Below are 17,645 nucleotides of genomic sequence, written 5' to 3'. Positions count from 1 at the left end.
CTCAGCCCCCGAGGAAGCTCTTGGCGACTTCAGGGTCGGCGATGAGCTCTGCGCCCGTGCCGGTGAAGCGGTTCTTGCCGGTGGCGAGGACGAAGCCGCGCGAAGCGAAGGCGAGGGCCTGCCGCGCGTTCTGTTCGACCATGAGGATGCCGACGCCGGCCTTGTTGACCTTGACGATCTGCTCGAAGATCTCGAGCACGTAGCGCGGGCTGAGCCCGGCGGAAGGCTCGTCGAGCAGCAGCAGTTTGGGCTGGCTCATCAGCGCGCGCCCCATCGCCACCATCTGGCGCTGTCCGCCCGAGAGTTCGCCCGCCGGCTGCCGCCGCTTCTCGCGCAGCACCGGGAACATCTCGTAGACCCACTCCATCGTCGGCCGGTAGTCGTCCGTCCGAGTGAAGGCGCCCATCTCGAGGTTTTCCTCGACGCTCATCGAGGTGAAGACGTTCTTCTCCTGCGGCACGAAGCTCAGCCCCTTGGGCACGAGCCGGTCCGGCAGCGCGTTCTGGATTTCCTCGCCGTTGAAGACGATCGAGCCGCCGGTGACGCGGAGAAGCCCGAAGATGGCCTTGAGCGTCGTCGACTTGCCCGCCCCGTTCGGTCCGACGATGACGCCGATATCCGACTGCTCGATGGCAATGTTGACGCCGTTCAGGATTGGCGCGCCGCCGTACCCGCCGACGACGTCCTTGAGTTCGATCACGGGCATCAGGCGGCCTCCACCGGGGCGCCGAAATAGGCCTCGATGATCTCGGGATTGGCCCTGATCTCCTCCATCGGACCCTCGGCGATCTTCTCGCCCTGCGCCATGACGATCACCGGATCGCACAGGCGCCCGATCAGGTCCATGTCGTGCTCGATGACGAAGAAGGTATAGCCAAGCTCCTGGTTCATGCGCTCGATATTGGCGGCGAGATCCTGCAGCAGCGTGCGATTGACGCCGGCCGCCACCTCGTCGAGCAGCACCACCTTGGCGTCGACCATCATGGTGCGGCCGAGCTCGAGCAGCTTCTTCTGGCCACCCGACAGGTTCCCTGCGAGCTCGTACTTGACGTGGCCGAGCTTGAGGAAATCGATGACGTCGAGCGCCTTCTGCCGGACATGGCGCTCAGCGTCCTTCACGGCGCCGGGCGCCAGCCACGTCTTGATCAGGCTCTCTCCGGTCTGGTTCGACGGAACCATCATCAGGTTCTCGAGCGCCGTCATGTTCGAGAACTCGTGCGCGATCTGGAAAGTGCGCAGCATGCCGCGATGGAAGAGTTGGTGCGGCTTCAGCCCGGTGACATCCTGCCCGTCGAAGAAGATCCTGCCCTCGTCGGGCACGATATTGCCGGCGACCAGATTGAACAGCGTCGACTTGCCAGCCCCGTTGGGCCCGATCAGACCAGTGATCGAGCCGCGCTCGACCCGAAGCGAGCAGTTGTTGACGGCTCTCAGACCACCAAAGCGTTTACTGACGTTCTGAACGTCGATGACTGCGTCGAAGGACACCCCGCCCCGTCCCCTCATGTTTTTGCCGCGGCTGTGCCGGAGTTTCAGGCATCTGCGCATATGCACAAATGTCGGTCAACCAAGCACCGCGTTTCGATTGGGCGCGGCTCATAAAGGTTTGTGGATCATTTGACCAGATGGTCAAAGCGCGGCGAGCACCGCGTCGGCTGTCTTGTGATTGGGCGCGAACAGGATGTTGTAGAGAGTTGCCAGCCGGTTCAAGGACTTGATGTCCACGTCATGCGGCATCGCCGTCAGTGGGTCCTGGAAGAAGACCAGTGCATCGAGCCGGCCTTCGGCGATCATCGCGCCCAGTTGCGCATCGCCGCCGAGCGGGCCGCTGAGCAGCCGGGTGACGCTAAGGCCCGTGCCCTCGTTGATACGGGCGCCTGTCGTACCGGTGCCCCACAGCTCATGCAGGGCGAGCTTGTCCCGATTGGTCTTGGCCCACGCGACCAGCTCGTCCTTCTTGTCGTCATGCGCCACGAGGCCGATACGCGCCATGCCCAAATCTCCGCTTCCTCATGGCATGCTTTCAGCATGGCGGAGGCTTGGAGCGCAATGCCCGCGTGGCTTCGCGCGCCGCTAGAGAACCTCGTGGCAGGACAGCACGTCGCCATTGGCGGTCTGGAACTCGAGCTTGCGCGGCTCGGACGCCGCCATGACCAAGCCGTCGTCGGCGCCCCACCCCAGCAGCGGTCCATTGGTGACCGTCACGCGGCCCGCATCCTGATGATACTCGCCGGCCATCGACTGGCCGAACCGGTTGAGGACATAGCTGTTCTCGCGCAGCGACAGGGTGCCGATCGCCTTGTCGCCGACAGTGCAGATCCAGTCGCCCGCGGCGTTGCCACCCGATTTGCGGACAGTGGCACCGGCTTCGTCGCCCAGCCCACTGGTGACGCAAAGTAGCGCTGCCAGCGCCGCCAATATCGCGACCGCGCGTCTGGGTTGTACCATCTCAACCTCCCATGCTTGGGCTGCATCCATGCAGCAGCACAAGGTTAGGCCCTTGCTGGTCATACGTCGCAGGAATAGAATTCATCATCGCCATGAACGGAGATTATGGCGGTGCATTTACCCCTCGATCTCGATCAGTTGCGAACCTTCTGTGCGATCGCCGATTGCGGCAGCTTCACCGAAGCGTCCCGGCGGGTGAACAAGACGCAACCTGCGGTGTCGGTCCAGATGAAGCGCCTCGAGCAGCGCTTGGGCGTGACGCTTTTCGTCCGCGATGGCCACGGCGCCACTCTGACTAGCGCCGGTGAGCTGATGCAGGCCCGCGCCCGCCGAATGCTCAAGCTCAATGCCGAAATCGTCGACCTGTTCGTCAGCCACCCGCCAACTGCAAGGATCAGGTTCGGCGTACCCAACGACTATGCTGCGAAGCTCCTGCCGGCCGTGCTGCCCGGCTTCAACCGGGCCTTCCCGGCGATCGCTGTGGAAGTCGAATGCTTCAGCACCCCGCTGCTCGTCTCCGCCCTTGAGCATGGCGAGCTCGATCTCATCGTCATCACGCAGGGCGTCGAGGAGCACTATGGCGAGCTCTTCCGCATCGAACCGCTGCGTTGGGTGATGGGCGAAACCGGTCGCGTGCTCGAGGAGGAAATCCTGCCGCTGGCCTGTGCCAGTCCCAGCGGCAGCAGCTGGCGACAGGATGCCGTGGGCCAGCTCAATCGCATCGGCCGGGCCTTCCGCATCGTCGTCGCCTCGTCCGATGCGGCCGCCATCGTGGGGGCGATCCGCGGCGACCTCGCGGTCGGCTACCTGCCCGATAGCGGCCTTGTTCCGGGCCTCGTGATCGTGCCCGAAAGCGAGGGCCTGCCACCCCTGATCGACGCACGGCTGGCGCTGATGCGCGCAAGCCATGCACAGGATGGCATCTACGACCTGCTGGCCCGTCATATCGTCGACAAGTTCGGAAACCTCCCGGCCGCCGTCACGCCCTGAGCGCGACAGCCTCTGCAAGGAGGATCGCGAGCTCATCCTCGGGGATCGTTGCGCCCGGCGCGAAGCGGATGAAGCGCACCTGCTTGCCGTCGCCTTCGAGTAACGGCGAGCTCAGTTGCCGGCCATGCTCGAACACCAGCGAGACGTGGTCCTCCATCGGGAAGATGGCGCACACGAACCCGGCGACGGGGTGGCGATAGTTGACCGAGCCCCAGCCCAGCCGCGCCTTGGCCTCGAGGTCGGGCCGCACGTTGAGCAGCGTCAGCGCCAGCCGGCTCGCCATTTCGGCGATGGGCTCGGGGAAGGGCCTGACAATCTGGAGGAGATCGGCGACCAATTCAGTCGACCGAGAGTCTGATGGTTCCATGGCTCATATCGAGGCCCATGGGATCGATCATGGTCATGGCCTCGCTCTGGGCCATCTCTTCCATCATTTTCGTGCTCGCCGCCAGTGCCGCGTCGTGGCTTTGCCAGAAGACGATGTCGACATAGCTGCCGTCGTCGCGCTCGGCGAGGTGGCGGGAGACGAAACCCGGCTGCCGCTTCAGCCAGTCGCTGATCGCGGCATTGGCATCGATGAACTGCTGGCCGGTGCCGCGCGCGAGACGGAACGTGACGAGCTCAAGCGTCTGGGTCATGACGAAACCCTCCCCAGTGGACGTTGGGAAGGGTCTCGCACAGTCCCCCTGACAGCTGGTGTCAGGGTTTATGAGGGGGCGGATCAGAACTCCGCCCAGTCCTTGTCGATGGCTGCGTTGCCCTGCGTCAGGTAGGCACTGGCCGCCTTCTTGACGCGCTCCTGCAGCCCCTTGATGCCGCGTGACGGCTGGGCCGGCGCCGCAGCGAACTTCACCGCAGGGGCCGAGCCCGCGATGGTGAAGACGTCGACCACCCGGTCGAGCTCGTTCACCTGGCTGTCCGTCTGCTCGATGGCGGCATTGGTTTCCTCGACCAGGGCCGCGTTGTGCTGCGTCATCTCGTCGAGCTGGCGCACCGCGGTGTTGACCTCTTCGATTGCCGAGGCCTGTTCGCGGCTGTCCTTGGCGATGCCGTCCATGAGCGCATTGCTGGAACGGGCGGCCTCGAGCATGGCGACTAGGCGGGTCGCCGCGTCGGCCACGAGCTTGGAGCCGTTCTTCACTTCCGTGCCAGACTGCTCGATCAGCGCCTTGACCTCGGACGAGGCCTCGGCTGCCGACTGCGCGAGGCGCCGCACTTCCACCGCCACCACTGCAAAGCCCTTGCCGGCCTCTCCCGCCCGGGCCGCTTCGACCGAAGCGTTGAGCGCGAGCAGGTTCGTCTGGAAGGCGATGTCGTCGATGAGCCCGATGATGTTGGAGATCTTGGCCGAAGAGGCGGTGATCCGCTCCATGGCGTGCGTCGCCTCGCCCATCACGTGGCCGCCCTCTTCGGCAGTGCGCGTGACGGTGGTGGCCACTTCGCTCGCCTCGCGGGCCCGTTCGGCATTCTGCATCACCGTGGTCGCAAGCTGCTCCATGGCCGCCGAGGTTTCCTCGATGGTTGCCGCCTGCTTGGTGGTGCGCTCGGAGAGGTCGTTCGCACCCGAAAGGATCTCGCCTGTCGCCGTCTTCAGCGAGCGCGAGGTCTCCCGGAGCTTGCCGACGATGTCGCTCAGCTTGTCGCCCACCGCGTTGGTGTCATCGCGCAGCCGGGCGAAGGAGCCCTCGTAATGGCCTTCCATGCGCTTGGTGAGGTCGGTGTTGGCGAGCGCCGCCAGCACTTCGCCCGTCTCGCCCAGCCCGCGATCGACGGTGGCGACCAGGTTGTTGATGCTGCCTGCGATGGCATTGAGCTCGGCATCGGGGAATTCGGTATCGACACGCCTCGAAAAGTCGCCGGCCACCGCGGCGTCGACCACCTGGCCGAAGGCGCGCTGCAGTTCGGACATCATCTCGGACCGTGCCTGCTGGTCGCGGACGATACGGGCGGCTTCGGCCTCGGTCATCTCGGCCACGCGCAATCCGTTCTCCCGGAAGACCTCGACCGTCTTGGACATGTCGCCGATTTCGTTCTTGTAGTGCCCGAACGGGACCTCGACCTTGTAGTCGCCATCGGCCAGCTTGCGCATGACGGCGGTCATCCGGTTAACCGGCCGAGCGATCGAGCTGCCAAGCCAGAAGAAGGCGGTGAGGCCGATCACGAAGATCACCAGCCCACCGATGAGGAGGTTGACCAGCTGCGCTTCTGACGCTGCCAGCAGCGTTGCCTGCGGCACGGCGACTACGACCGTCCAGTTCTGGTCGGTGCCCGGCAGGTCGACCTTGCGTGCGTTCATCTTCCAGGTCTGGCCAGCCGCTTCGCCGGTCGACGAGAACGTGTCGGCGGAAGCGAGCGCAGCGGTCGCTTCGAGCGCCCACGGCTCGGTGATCTCGGTGCCGACCAGCGCCGGATCGGGGTTCAGCACCCAGATGTTCTTCTGGTTGATGATGCCCTTGAAGCCGCTGCCCATCGGCGCCTCGCTGCCGATCATAGTGGCGAGATTGGCCGAGTTGAACGCCACGCCGCTCATGCCGACGGCCTTGCCGGCCGCGTCGCGGATAATGTTGGTGAAGCTCGTGTAGAGCAGGCCCTCGATGTTGTCGGGGCCGCTGATCGCCGACACACCGGCCTTGAGCGGCTCGGTGAACCAGCTGTCGAAGCCGGCGCCGCTGTCGAGCGATCCGAAGCCGACGCTGCCGTCGGCCTTGTTCTCGGCAAGGATGCCGACATGGTTGCCCGTGATGACGAAGTTCGAGCCCTGGAACGCCGGGCGGGTATGGAGCGCCGAATCCGGCGCAAACATCATGTAGACGCCGAGCGCGCCGGGCAGGCTCTGCAACTGCTTGGAGACGATTGCGCCGTAGGTCGAGGGCGTCGCTTCCTGGCCCGCCAGCAGGGCTTCGGCGGTGCGGGCAGTAGAGTCCGCGGCCACGGCGAAGGTCGTGAGGAAGGAGCGGATCGACTCCGCCTCGGTCTCGGCCAGCCCGCCCACGACCTCGTCGGCTCGAGCCAGGTCCTGTGCCCGGTTGGTGGTGACGACGTAGTAGAGCGATGAGCCGATGGCGACGGTGAAGATCGCGGCCGCAGCCAGGATAATGGAGCCCCGAAGCTTCAGCGACGGGAATCTGAGAGATAGCTTGGCGGGCATGAAGTCGCGGGTCCTTCTGGAGAATCGACTGTCGTCAGGTGCTTCTGCGTCCGATTCCGAAAGACATCATGTCATCGTTAACATCGCGTCACCGCGCTGCGGTCCCGCTATGCTACTTTGGCCGTGGGAGGGGGATGTGGAGCCGGCGCCGTCAGGCAGCGCGCCGGCCCGTTTTGTCGCCGAGGGTGAAGACGTCGGCGATGCTGTCGACCTCGCCCGCCTGGGCTTCGGTCTGCTCGATGGCGGCGTTGATCTGCTCGACCAGCGCTGCATTGTGCTGGGTCATCTCGTCGAGCTGGCGCACGGCCATGTTGACCTCGTCGATCGAACCCGCCTGGTGGCGGCTACCCTCGGCGATGGTAGCCATGAGCGCACTGGAGCGACGCGCCGCGGTCATCATCGCATCCAGCTTGCCGGCCGCCTGGGCGACCAGCCTCGTGCCGCCCTGGACCTCGGCGCCTGACTGCTCGATGAGGACCTTCACCTCGCTCGACGCCTGCGCTGCCGACTGGGCGAGGCGGCGCACTTCGACGGCGACCACGGCAAAGCCCTTGCCGGCCTCGCCGGCCCGAGCCGCCTCCACCGAGGCGTTGAGTGCAAGCAGGTTGGTCTGGAAGGCGATGTCGTCGATCATGCCGATGATATTGGAAATCTTGCCCGACGACTGGGTGATGCGCTCCATGGCATGGTTGGCCTCGAGCATCACCGCCCCGCCCTCTTCCCCCGAACGCGTGACGTCCTCGGCGACATGACGGGCGTCCTCGGCCTTCTCGGCATTGGCGCGCACCGTGTCGGCCAGCTGCATCATGGCCGCGCTGGTTTCCTCGATCGTTGCTGCCTGCCGTGTGGTGCGTTCGCTGAGGTCGTTGGCGCCCGACAGTATCTCCGCCGTCGCGGTCTTGAGCGTGCCGGAGGTATGCTTGAGCGTTGACACCATGGCGGCCAGCCGCTCGGCCACGTGATTGGTGTCGTCGCGCAGCTTGCCGAGCGCGCCGCCATACTCGCCGGTCATGCGATAGGTCAGGTCGGTGTCGGCGATGGCGGCGAGCGCAGTGCCGGCATCGGTGAAGACCGCCTCGACCGTGTCGACCAGCCGGTTCACGCTCTGCGCCAGCCGGTTGAGTTCGTCGTCGGCGAACCTCGCTTCGACCCGATGGCTGAAATCGCCTTCCGTGGCAGCGTCGACCACCTGGCCAAAACTCTGCTGCAGCGACAGCATCATCTCGGCGCGCTCGGCGCGGCGCTGTTCGAGCGCCAGCCGCTCGTCCTCAGTCAGTTCCTGCACCCTGAGCGCATTGGCGCGGAAGACCTCGACATTGCGGGCCATGTCGCCGATCTCATTACCGAGCCCGACATAGGGGATGGCGCTGTCAAGATCGCCGCTGGCGACGCGTTGCATGGCCTGCGACAGGCGCGGGATCGGTCGCGTCAGCCGCGAAGAGGCGAACACCGCGAGCGCGCCGATCACCACCACCGCCACCGCGCCGACAAGCGCCAGCATCGTCAGCCCCCGGTTGGCGACACCGTCGATCTCGGCCTTTGGCGTGCCGATATAGACCAAGCCGATGACTTCTCGCTCGAGGTTCAGCACCGGCTGATAGATGGCGTAGTACGGCACATCGAGGACGCTGGCCTGACCTTCATAGGTCCCGCCGGCGAGGACCACCGGATAGGCCGGACCGTCCTTGGCGAGCGGCGTTTCGACGAGGCGTTCGCCGGTCTCGTCGGTGAGCGTCGTGGTCTTGCCGACGAAGTCCTGTGTCTGCGGATCGAGAACGAACAGCGTGGCCGTGTCGCCCGTCACCCGCCCGATCGTATCGATCAGGTCGTGGTTGCGGAACTTCGGCATCGCCTTGGCTTCGATGCGCTCGAGCTGGCCCGACTCGGTCCAGTAGATGTCCGAGTTGGGCAGGTTCACCTCGAGGATGGCCGCCGCGATGCGCAGATCGGCCGTGAGCCGATCGTGAGCGGTCGTCCGCGTGTTGGCCTCGAGCATGAGATAGACGGCAAACAGCACTGCCGAAATGGCGATCGCTACAGCCAGAAAGACCATGGCCGAGATCGCGGTGGTCAGCTTCACGCCGCCCCTGGCGCGTAGAGAGGTGTTGGCCATTCTAGCCCCCAAGTTGCCGCGGCTCTTAGGCCCGGCTGCCCCACTCTTCCCAGCCATTGATGATAGGCGTTCTTCCTTAACCGGCAGTTGCCCACCGAGCCCGAGATAGGCCCCCGCGCCTAGCAACACGGCGAGGACAGACGCCACGGCCACGATCATCGCCGACCGCGATTGCGCCTCGGCCAGCCGCTTGTCGAGCGTTGCCTGCATGCGCGTGCCGGCCGCCTGCCCCTGCGCGAGAGCGGCGTCCTGGAACGCGTCATGCGCGGCGTCGAGACCGTCCCAGTCGAACCCCGCACGCGCCTTGGCGTCAGGCAGCGCGGCAAGGCCGGCGGCGATCCTGTCGGCGAAAACCGTGGCGGCCCCGGCATAGGCGCGAGCCTCTGCGCGCGACCCGGTAGCTTCGGTCGCAGTGCGGAACTCGGCGAGAACGTCCTCGAGCCGCTTGAGCTCGCCCGCCCCGACAGCAGTCGCGAAACGTGATGCCTGCATCAGCGCCGGCGACAGGGGCGCAGCGTTCGCCGCTTGCGGCACCTCGATCAGTTGCGCGGCGTCCTCGGTGGAGCCGGCTTCTGCAGCCAATCCCGACGCCTCGTGGATGCGCGCCACCAGCATGGCCGCGGCATGACGGGCCGCGGCTGGATGGGCACCGCCTGCAACCTCCGCCTTCAGCACGTCATATGCCTTGGAAATGGCGCCCGTGCCGAAGGCCGGATCGCCGACAACTGCGGCCTGGCGAAGCCAGGCGTTGGGCTGGACCGTCCCGTCCTTGGCAAGGCTCGCGAGCTCGGGAAGGACCTGCCCGGCATAGGCGACACCCTGCGCCTCCCGGCGCGCCAGCTCGGCGTCCGCGTTTGCGGCGAGCCAGAGATAAAGCCCGCCGAGGAGCGGCAGGGCCGCGAGGGCGAGCGAGGCGGCAATCCGATGGCTGCGGCGCATGCCGAGTCCTCCTGGACAAAGCAAGGAAAGCGGGGCGCCAACCGGCGCCCCGTGGGATCAGAACTCGGACCAGTCCTTGTCGACGGCCGCATTGCCCCGGCTGAGATAGGAGCGCGCGGCGGACCGCACCTTCTCCTGCATCGCCTTGATGCCCTTGGCCGGAGGTTCCGGAGCACGGGCCGCGGTAGCGACCTCGCCGGTACGGAACACATCGACGATGCGGTCGAGCTCGACGGCTTGCGCCTCGGTCTGCTCGATCGCCGCGTTGGTCTCCTCGACCAGCGCCGCATTGTGCTGGGTCATCTCGTCCATCTGCCGGACGGCGGCGTTGACCTCCTCGATCGCCGAAGCCTGCTCCTGGCTGGCCCGCGCGATCGAGTCCATCAGCTCGTTCGACGATCGGGCCGCGACCAGCATCGCCTCGAGCTTGGCTGCGGCCTCGGCCACGAGCTTGCTGCCGCCCTTCACCTCGGTACCGGACTGCTCGATGAGGACCTTGACCTCGCTCGACGCCTGAGCCGCCGACTGGGCGAGGCGCCGCACCTCGACGGCAACCACCGCAAAGCCCTTCCCCGCCTCGCCGGCGCGCGCCGCCTCGACCGAAGCGTTGAGCGCCAGCAGGTTCGTCTGGAAAGCAATGTCGTCGATCATGCCGATGATGTTGGAGATCTTGCCCGACGAGGTGGTGATCCGCTCCATGGCGTTGGTCGCCTGATGCATGACCTGCCCGCCCTCCTCGGCGGTCCGCGTCACCGCCGCCGCGACATTGGAGGCATCCTTGGCCCGCTCGGCATTGGCGAGCACCGTGCCCGACAGCTGCTCCATCGCAGCCGACGTCTCCTCGATCGTCGCCGCCTGCTTGGTCGTGCGCTCGCTGAGGTCGTTCGCACCCGACAGAATTTCCGACGTCGCGATCTTCAGCCCGCGCGAGGTCTCCTTGAGACCCGAGACGATCTGGCTGAGCTTTTCGGCCACCTGATTGGTGTCCGTCTTGAGCCGCAGGAACGCGCCCTCGTAGTCGCCTTCGACGCGACGGGTGAGATCGGTATGGGCGAGCGCCGCAAGAACCTCGCCGGTCTCGCTCATGCCACGATCGACCGTCTCGACCAGCTCGTTGACGCCACGGGCCAGCGCGTTGAGCTCGGGATCGGGGAACTCGGCATTGACGCGCTTGGAGAAGTCGCCTGCAATTGCCGCATCGACCACCTCGCCGAAGGCCTGCTGCAGTGCCTGCATCATGTGCGTGCGCTCGGTGCGGCGCTGGATCGAGGCGGTGCGCTCCCCTTCGGTCATCTCGTTGACCTTGAGCGCATTGACCTTGAACACCTCGACCGCCCGCGCCATGTCGCCGATCTCGTCGCTGCGCCCTGCGCCCTTCACCTCGGTCTCGAGCTTACCCTCCGCGAGCGCGTTCATCGTCGCAGTGAGGCGGCTGATCGGCTTGGTCACCGTCCGGCTGAAGACAAGGCCGAGCACGGCGGCCGCGGCCAGCAGCAGCGCGCCGACGGCCAGCATCATGTTCCTCAGTTGCGCGATCGGCGCGAAAGCCTCGTCCTCCCCGATAGTGGTGACCATGGCCCATCTGGCGCCGTTGAACTCGACCGGCTCGGCCGTCGCGATCATGCGCATGCCGCGATAGTCGCTCGTCGTGCCCTGGCTGGCCGTACCGGCAAGTGCCGCATCGACCACCGGGTTGTCGTAGGCGGTGGCGAGCGTGTCGTCGCCCTCCGAGAACAGCGAGTCCGAGCGCAGCAGCTTGTCGGCGCCGACATAGAAGCTCTCGCCCGTCGCGCCGAGATTGGCCGTGTCCTGCATCAACTTCGTGATGGGCGCGACCGGCATGCGGATGGCCATGACGCCGATCAGCTTCTTGCGCGGATCGAACACTGCCGTAGCGAGGAAGCTCGCCGGCACCCCGGCCGACGGGGCATAGGCGGAGAGATCCTCGAACGCGACCTGCCCCCGTTCGGTGAAGGCCATCGCAGTGCGATAGGCGCGGCCGAGCCCGGTATCGGCGTACTGGCCGCCCTCCGCGACATTCGCCGCGAAGTCGTCGTTCTTCATCACCGAGTAGATGACGTTGCCCGCCGTATCGATCAGGTACACGTCCTCGTAGCCACTACGCTCGGCCTGGCTGCGGAAGTTGGGGTGCACCTTGGAGTGCGCGAAGTCGTAGTTCCATTTCTTGCCGGTGGTGTCGGCCGGCGTGTCGAGCAGCTGGCGCGCACCCTCGGCATTGGGGTTCTTGTCGATGTAGTTGGCGCGCAGCGTTGCCACCGGGTCGGCAGCGGGCTTGGCCGTCCCGAACTGGCCCCAGCCGATGCCGAGGTCGCGCAGCGTGGTCTGGATGCTCTCGGTGGCAGCCGAATTGACGAGGTCGCCCTCGATGGTGCCGAGGTAGGTCTCGAACGCGTGGGCGCGGCCGGCAGCGATCGTCTGCATTTGCCGCGCGCTGAGATCGGCCACCGTGCTCGAGCCGATCAGGTAGCTGGCGATGCCGACGCCGGCACTCACCACCAGCGCCGATCCGACCATGGCCAGCGGCAGCTTCTGCGCAATCCTGAACTTCGGAAGCCAACCCATATCGCAACCCTCCCCTCGAGCAGCGGCCGGCGGGGATGAAACGGGTTAAGGCGGGCATGCACCCGCGCTCACTCCGGCCCCACCCCCTCCCGAGGCCGAAAACGATTTCATTGGAACAGTACGTGCTCTGCTCTTAATTTCTGATTACGCATCGAGACGCAGAGACCCCAGCATTTCCGGGCGTGTATTCGATTACATCGGCCGAAACGAAAAAGGCCGCCCGGAGGCGGCCTTTGAAGCTCGGTCAAGCGATCTCAGAACTCGGCCCAGTCCTTGTCGACAGCGGCGTTGCCATGGCTGAGATACGATTTCGCCGCGTCTCGAACCTTGGCCTGCAGCGCCTTGATGCCCTTCGCCGGAGCGGCCACGGGAGCCGATGCGGAGGCAGCAGCACCGCCGTCGGTGTGGAACACCTCGACGATGCGGTCGAGCTCGGCGGCCTGCGCCTCGGTCTGCTCGATCGCCGCATTGGTCTCCTCGACCAGCGCTGCATTGTGCTGGGTCATCTCGTCCATCTGGCGCACGGCCGCGTTCACTTCCTCGATCGCCGAAGCCTGCTCCTGGCTGGCGCGGGCGATCGAATCCATCAGCTCGTTCGACGAGCGCGCCGCAACCAGCATCGCCTCGAGCTTGGCCGCGGCCTCCGCCACGAGCTTGCTGCCGCCCTTCACCTCGCTGCCCGATTGCTCGATCAGCGCCTTGACCTCCGACGAAGCCTGCGCGGCGGACTGGGCGAGACGGCGCACTTCCACGGCAACCACCGCAAAGCCCTTGCCGGCATCGCCGGCCCGCGCCGCTTCCACCGATGCGTTGAGCGCAAGGAGGTTCGTCTGGAACGCGATGTCGTCGATCATGCCGATGATGTTGGAGATCTTGCCCGACGAATGGGTGATGCGCTCCATGGCATCGGTCGCCTGATGCATCACCTGGCCGCCCTCCTCGGCGGTCCGCGTCACCGATGCGGCAACGCTGGACGCATCCTTGGCCCGCTCGGCATTGGCGAGCACGGTGCTCGAGAGCTGCTCCATGGCAGCCGACGTCTCCTCGATCGTCGCCGCCTGCTTGGTCGTCCGCTCGCTCAGGTCGTTCGCACCCGAGAGAATCTCGGAGGTCGCGGTCTTCAGTCCGCGCGAGGTCTGCTTCAGCCCCCCGACGATCTCGGTCAGCTTCTCCGCCACCGCATTCGTATCTGTCTTCAGCTGCAGGAACGCGCCCCGGTAGTCGCCGGCCACCCGGCGCGTCAGGTCCGTGTCGGCAAGTGCCCCGAGCACCGATCCGGTCTCGCTGAGGCCGCGGTCGACCGTCGCCACCAGTTCGTTGACACCGTGGGCGAGCGCGTTGAGCTCTGCATCGGGGAACTCGGCACCGACGCGCTTGGAGAAATCACCGTCGATCGCCGCATCCACCACTTCGCCGAACGCCTTCTGCAGCGTCTGCATCATCTGCGTGCGTTCGTTCCGGCGCTGGATCGAGGCCGTGCGCTCGCCTTCGGTCATCTCGCTGACCTTGAGCGCGTTCTCCTTGAAGACCTGCACGGCCCGCGCCATGGCGCCGATCTCGTCGCGCCGTCCCGCTCCTGTCACCTTGGTCTCGAGCTTGCCTTCGGCGAGCGCGTTCATCGTTCCGGTGAGCCGGCTGATCGGCTTGGTGATGGTCCGCGAGAAGGCAAACCCGAGCAGCCCCGCAACTGCCAGCAGGCCGGCGCTGATCAGCAGCATCGTGTTGCGCAACACTGCGACCGAAGCGAACGCCTCTTCCTCCGAGATGGTCGTGACCATCGCCCAAGTGGTGCCGTTGAACGAAACCGGCTCGGCCGTCGCGATCATGCGCATGCCGCGATAGCTGCTGGTGACCCCGTCGGCGGCGTTGCCGGCGAGGGCGGCGTCGATGACCGGATCGTCGTAAGTGGAAACGAGGGTGTCGTCGCCCTCCGAGAACAGCGAATCGGTGCGGAACAGCTTGTCGGCTCCGACCACGAAGCTCTCGGCGGACTGGCCGAGATTGGAGTTGTCCTGCAGCATCGTGTTGATGGCGATGACCGGCATCTGGAAGGCCATGACGCCCATCAGCTTGCCGCGCTGGTCGAGTATCGGAGTGGCGAGGAAGCTCGCCGGCACGCCGCTGATCGGATAGACCGACGCATCCTCGAAGGCGACCTGGCCGCGCTCGGTGAGCTTCGCCGCAGCCTGGAAGGCACGGCCGAGCCCTGTCCCGGCCAACTCGCCCTCGGCGAAGTTCATGGCGAAGTCTTCGTTCTTCATCACCGAGTAGACGAGGTTGCCGGTGATGTCGAAGATGTAGAGATCCTGGTAGCCCCGCGCCTCGAGTTGGCGCCGGAAGGTGGCCTGCACCTTGTCATGCGTGGTGTCGTAGTTGGTGCGGCCCTTGTCGTTGACATCGAGCATCTGCCGCTGCCCCGCCGGATGCGGGTTGTTGGTGATGAACGCATCGCGCAGCACGGTGACGGGCTCTTCTGGCGGCGTCGCCTTGGCGAAGCTCTTCCACGCAATGGCGAAGTCGCGCGCCGCCGTCACTGCGCTGTCGGTGGTCGCGGTGGTGATGAGATCGGACTGGATGGTGTCGAGGTAGGTCTTGAACTTGTCGGCATGGGCCGATGCCACAGTGTGGATCTGGCGGGCGCTCATCTCGGCGACCATCGACGAGCCGACGAAATAGCTCCCCAGTCCCACGCCCGCGCTGGCGAGCAGCGCCATCCCGGCCAAGGCCAGCGGCAGCTTCTGTGCAATCTTCAAATTCGGAAACAATCCCATGCCTACCCCCTCGAGTATATCGGCCTTCGATACAGGGGGCAGAAACGCCTGGGGCAGGCTCAAGTCAGCCTGCGCGACCGTTCAACGTCGACCCCATCCCCCCAGGCCTTCGCAACGAACGGCGGAAGACTAGGCAGCGGGGCTTAATTTCTGATTACGCGACGGTCGCAACCAAGCGGGTCCGGTCGATTTCGGAGCACCAAAAGCAAAGGCCGCCCGAAGGCGGCCGGTAGCAGCTTCCGCGAGGGGTCGTTGGCGTCAGGAGAGGACGCCGATCACCGCCTCGATACGCTTCTTCATGGTCGAGGCATCGAACGGTTTGATGATGTAGTTGTTCACGCCCGACGAGATCGCTTCCTTCACCTGCTCCTTGTCGGAGCGGCCGGTCGCCATGATGAAGGGCATGGACTGGGTCTTGGGATGCTTGCGGATGACGCGCAGCAGCGTCAGCCCGTCGATGTCATCCATATTCCAGTCGGAGATGATGAGATCCACCGGGCTCTTCTCGAGCTTGCCCAGGGCGTCGCGCCCGGACTTGGCCTCGATGATGTTGGTGAACCCCAGTTGAGTGAGGATGTATTTACAGATGCCCCGCATGGACTGCTGGTCATCGACGATCATCACGCTGATAGCACTTGCCTTCGGCATTGTTACGCTACGCCTTCTAGCTGCCCGAAAAACGCCCGGGTTGCGTATCGCAAAACCCTAGGCACATTCCGTTACCAAACCATCAATCCGATGCCGTGTTATGCCGCGGATTTCAGCCGCGTCAGCGCCGCTGCCAGCCGGCCCGCGATGGCCTCGACCGGCGCCTGCTCGATCACGGCACCTTCCTCGAACGCAACGCGCGGCATGCCGTAGACCAGCGCCGAAGCCTGGCTCTGACCAACCGTGTAGGCCCCTGCATCGCGCATCAGCTTGAGGCCGCGCGCCCCGTCACGGCCCATGCCGGTGAGGATCGCCCCAACCGCCATCGGTCCGATCGTCTTGGCCACGGATTCGAACAGGACATCGACGCTCGGCCGGTGGCCCGAAGCAAGCTCGTCCTGCGCCACCCGGCACTTGAGCTGGCCCGAGCTGCGCTCGACGCGCAGGTGATAGTCGCCGCGTGCCACATAGGCATGGCCCGGCAGGAGCGGCATGCGGTCCTCGGCCTCGCGCACCTTGAGCTCGCTCAGTTCGTCGAGCCGCCCGGCGAAGCGCGACGTGAAGCCGGCGGGCATGTGCTGGGCGATGACAATCGGCGGGCAGTCGGGCGGCATCTGGCTGAGCACGACGCGGATGGCCTCGACCCCACCGGTCGATGCACCGATGGCGATCAGCGCGCCGGCCGGCGCCACGGCCGTGCGCACCGGCACATTGGCCGGCGGCGCCTTCAGGGCGCGACCCTTGACGTCGGAGTTGGCGGCAGCGCGCACCTTCTGGCGCAGGTTCTCGCCGAAGGCGTCGAGCCCGCCCGCAAGTGTTGCGTTGGGCTTGGCCACGAAATCGACCGCGCCCAGCTCCAGCGCGAGGAGCGTCTCGCTTGCGCCCTTGGTGGTCAGCGTCGAAACCATCACCACCGGCAGCGGATGGAGCCGCATGAGCTTATCGAGGAACTGCAGCCCGTTCATGTTGGGCATCTCGATGTCGAGCGTCACCACGTCCGGGTTGAGGTCCTTGACCTTGGTGCGCGCCTCCAGCGGATCCTCGGCCGTCCCCACCACGACGATATCGCCATCCTTGCCCAGCGTGCGCGAAAGCACTTCGCGGATGAGGGCGGAGTCGTCGACCACCAGCACCTTGATACTCATGCTGCGTCCCTCGCCTTCTGCTGTGCACGTGCCTGGTAGATGGTCTTGCCGACCAGTTTGAAATTGGCGCCGCCGGCGCCGAGATTTTCGGAGTGCCCGATATAGAGGAAGCCCTCCGGCACGAGGATCGCGCCAAGCCGCGCGAACAGCTCGCCCTGTGTCTTCTTGTCGAAATAGATCGCAACGTTCCGGCAGAAGACGGCGTCGAACGGACCACGCATCGGCCAGGGGTTGTTCATCAGGTTGAGCGGCTTGAACGCGATGAGTTCACGCACCGCCATCGGGATGCGGACCTGCCCTGCCCCGGCACGCTCGAACAGCGCCACCTGCTGGGCCGACAGCCCATTGAGTTCGGTTTCGGGATAGATACCCGCCGCCGCCTTGGCGACGACATTGGTGTCGATGTCGGTGGCAAGGATGCGGAAGTCCCAGCGCTTGAGCTCGGGATGCGCCGCCAGCAGGCTCAGCGCGATCGTGTAGGGCTCCTGCCCCGTCGAGCAGCCGGCCGACCAGATCCGGAGCCGTGGGCGCCCGTTCTCGACCCGCGGCCGCCGCTGCATCAGCTGGCCGACATAGGTCTCGAGATGGGTGAAGTGATGGTCCTCGCGCCAGAAGCGCGTGAGGTTGGTGGTCAGGGCGTTGATGAAGTCCTGCGCGTCCGCCGCGGTGCCCTGCCGCTCGAGATGATCGAGATAGTCATCGAACGAGTTGAGCCGCAGCGCCCGCACCAGCTTGCCCAGCCGCGACACAACCAGTGTGCGCTTGGCATCTGACAGCGATATGCCGGCTTCCTTGTAGACGCGCGCCTTGACCCGATTGAACTCGCGGTCGCTAAGGGCAAATTCGCCCTGATCCATACT

The 17,645-nt window shown here is 65.7% G+C and carries 14 protein-coding genes; 1 reads left to right on the top strand and 13 read right to left on the bottom strand.

The features are described 5' to 3' along the window. Position 1: 1 nt before the first annotated feature. The 4 genes from PRN20_RS21980 to PRN20_RS21965 all read right to left on the bottom strand — a co-directional run bounded on the left by PRN20_RS21980 (position 2) and on the right by PRN20_RS21965 (position 2,448). Positions 2 to 706, bottom strand: a complete 705-nt coding sequence (locus PRN20_RS21980) for an ABC transporter ATP-binding protein (RefSeq protein WP_273959815.1) — start codon at positions 704 to 706, stop codon at positions 2 to 4. Beyond that, a complete protein-coding gene (locus PRN20_RS21975; RefSeq protein ID WP_273959813.1) occupies positions 706 to 1,488 on the bottom strand; it encodes an ABC transporter ATP-binding protein in 783 nt (260 codons plus the stop codon). Before PRN20_RS21975 ends, PRN20_RS21980 begins: the two co-directional genes overlap by 1 nt. Before the next feature lie 141 nt (positions 1,489 to 1,629). Continuing rightward, on the bottom strand, positions 1,630 to 1,992 hold the full coding sequence (locus tag PRN20_RS21970) for a methylglyoxal synthase (protein ID WP_273959812.1): 363 nt from the start codon (positions 1,990 to 1,992) through the stop codon (positions 1,630 to 1,632). A gap of 81 nt (positions 1,993 to 2,073) precedes the next feature. Further along, complete coding sequence (locus tag PRN20_RS21965; RefSeq protein WP_273959810.1) at positions 2,074 to 2,448, bottom strand: hypothetical protein; 375 nt, start codon at positions 2,446 to 2,448, stop codon at positions 2,074 to 2,076. Between the two features lie 111 nt (positions 2,449 to 2,559). Here PRN20_RS21965 and PRN20_RS21960 point away from each other — a divergent pair, with 111 nt between their 5' ends. After that, positions 2,560 to 3,438: a LysR family transcriptional regulator gene (locus PRN20_RS21960; protein WP_273959809.1), complete on the top strand. Its 879-nt coding sequence runs from the start codon at positions 2,560 to 2,562 to the stop codon at positions 3,436 to 3,438. On the opposite strand, the gene PRN20_RS21955 is transcribed toward PRN20_RS21960, so the two are convergent. The 9 genes from PRN20_RS21955 to PRN20_RS21915 form a co-directional block, all read right to left on the bottom strand. Continuing rightward, the gene (locus PRN20_RS21955) at positions 3,428 to 3,775 is read right to left on the bottom strand and encodes a DUF1801 domain-containing protein (RefSeq protein ID WP_273959808.1); all 348 of its coding nucleotides are present in this window, start codon (positions 3,773 to 3,775) and stop codon (positions 3,428 to 3,430) included. The genes PRN20_RS21960 and PRN20_RS21955 overlap by 11 nt on opposite strands. A gap of 1 nt (position 3,776) precedes the next feature. Continuing rightward, complete coding sequence (locus PRN20_RS21950) at positions 3,777 to 4,076, bottom strand: antibiotic biosynthesis monooxygenase family protein (RefSeq protein WP_273959807.1); 300 nt, start codon at positions 4,074 to 4,076, stop codon at positions 3,777 to 3,779. Between the two features lie 83 nt (positions 4,077 to 4,159). Further along, the gene (locus PRN20_RS21945) at positions 4,160 to 6,586 is read right to left on the bottom strand and encodes a methyl-accepting chemotaxis protein (RefSeq protein WP_273959805.1); all 2,427 of its coding nucleotides are present in this window, start codon (positions 6,584 to 6,586) and stop codon (positions 4,160 to 4,162) included. Between the two features lie 151 nt (positions 6,587 to 6,737). Continuing rightward, entirely contained in the window at positions 6,738 to 9,638 is a 2,901-nt protein-coding gene (locus tag PRN20_RS21940; protein WP_273959804.1) for a methyl-accepting chemotaxis protein, read from the bottom strand. A 57-nt stretch (positions 9,639 to 9,695) separates the two neighbouring features. Beyond that, entirely contained in the window at positions 9,696 to 12,221 is a 2,526-nt protein-coding gene (locus tag PRN20_RS21935; RefSeq protein WP_273959803.1) for a methyl-accepting chemotaxis protein, read from the bottom strand. A gap of 254 nt (positions 12,222 to 12,475) precedes the next feature. Continuing rightward, positions 12,476 to 14,974, bottom strand: a complete 2,499-nt coding sequence (locus tag PRN20_RS21930) for a methyl-accepting chemotaxis protein (protein WP_273959802.1) — start codon at positions 14,972 to 14,974, stop codon at positions 12,476 to 12,478. A gap of 276 nt (positions 14,975 to 15,250) precedes the next feature. Further along, positions 15,251 to 15,640: a response regulator gene (locus tag PRN20_RS21925; protein ID WP_273959801.1), complete on the bottom strand. Its 390-nt coding sequence runs from the start codon at positions 15,638 to 15,640 to the stop codon at positions 15,251 to 15,253. 98 nt (positions 15,641 to 15,738) lie between these two features. Beyond that, the gene (locus PRN20_RS21920) at positions 15,739 to 16,785 is read right to left on the bottom strand and encodes a protein-glutamate methylesterase/protein-glutamine glutaminase (RefSeq protein WP_273959800.1); all 1,047 of its coding nucleotides are present in this window, start codon (positions 16,783 to 16,785) and stop codon (positions 15,739 to 15,741) included. Beyond that, positions 16,782 to 17,642 (bottom strand): CheR family methyltransferase, encoded by an 861-nt coding sequence (locus tag PRN20_RS21915; protein WP_273959799.1) that lies wholly within the window; start codon positions 17,640 to 17,642, stop codon positions 16,782 to 16,784. Before PRN20_RS21915 ends, PRN20_RS21920 begins: the two co-directional genes overlap by 4 nt. Positions 17,643 to 17,645: the final 3 nt, after the last annotated feature.

It is taken from the genome of Devosia sp. ZB163, assembly GCF_028613635.1.
Taxonomy (GTDB): domain Bacteria; phylum Pseudomonadota; class Alphaproteobacteria; order Rhizobiales; family Devosiaceae; genus Devosia_A.
The sequence above is the reverse complement of the archived record's forward strand: the minus strand, read 5'-3'. Positions and strand labels throughout refer to the sequence as shown.

What these genes read in the sequence shown, in the direction of transcription:
- PRN20_RS21980 (WP_273959815.1), bottom strand. Translation starts at nt 706, where the DNA reads ATGCCCGTGATCGAACTCAAGGACGTCGTCGGCGGGTACGGCGGCGCG.
- PRN20_RS21970 (WP_273959812.1), bottom strand. Translation starts at nt 1,992, where the DNA reads ATGGCGCGTATCGGCCTCGTGGCGCATGACGACAAGAAGGACGAGCTG.
- PRN20_RS21965 (WP_273959810.1), bottom strand. Translation starts at nt 2,448, where the DNA reads ATGGTACAACCCAGACGCGCGGTCGCGATATTGGCGGCGCTGGCAGCG.
- PRN20_RS21950 (WP_273959807.1), bottom strand. Translation starts at nt 4,076, where the DNA reads ATGACCCAGACGCTTGAGCTCGTCACGTTCCGTCTCGCGCGCGGCACC.
- PRN20_RS21945 (WP_273959805.1), bottom strand. Translation starts at nt 6,586, where the DNA reads ATGCCCGCCAAGCTATCTCTCAGATTCCCGTCGCTGAAGCTTCGGGGC.
- PRN20_RS21940 (WP_273959804.1), bottom strand. Translation starts at nt 9,638, where the DNA reads ATGCGCCGCAGCCATCGGATTGCCGCCTCGCTCGCCCTCGCGGCCCTG.
- PRN20_RS21935 (WP_273959803.1), bottom strand. Translation starts at nt 12,221, where the DNA reads ATGGGTTGGCTTCCGAAGTTCAGGATTGCGCAGAAGCTGCCGCTGGCC.
- PRN20_RS21925 (WP_273959801.1), bottom strand. Translation starts at nt 15,640, where the DNA reads ATGCCGAAGGCAAGTGCTATCAGCGTGATGATCGTCGATGACCAGCAG.
- PRN20_RS21920 (WP_273959800.1), bottom strand. Translation starts at nt 16,785, where the DNA reads ATGAGTATCAAGGTGCTGGTGGTCGACGACTCCGCCCTCATCCGCGAA.
- PRN20_RS21915 (WP_273959799.1), bottom strand. Translation starts at nt 17,642, where the DNA reads ATGGATCAGGGCGAATTTGCCCTTAGCGACCGCGAGTTCAATCGGGTC.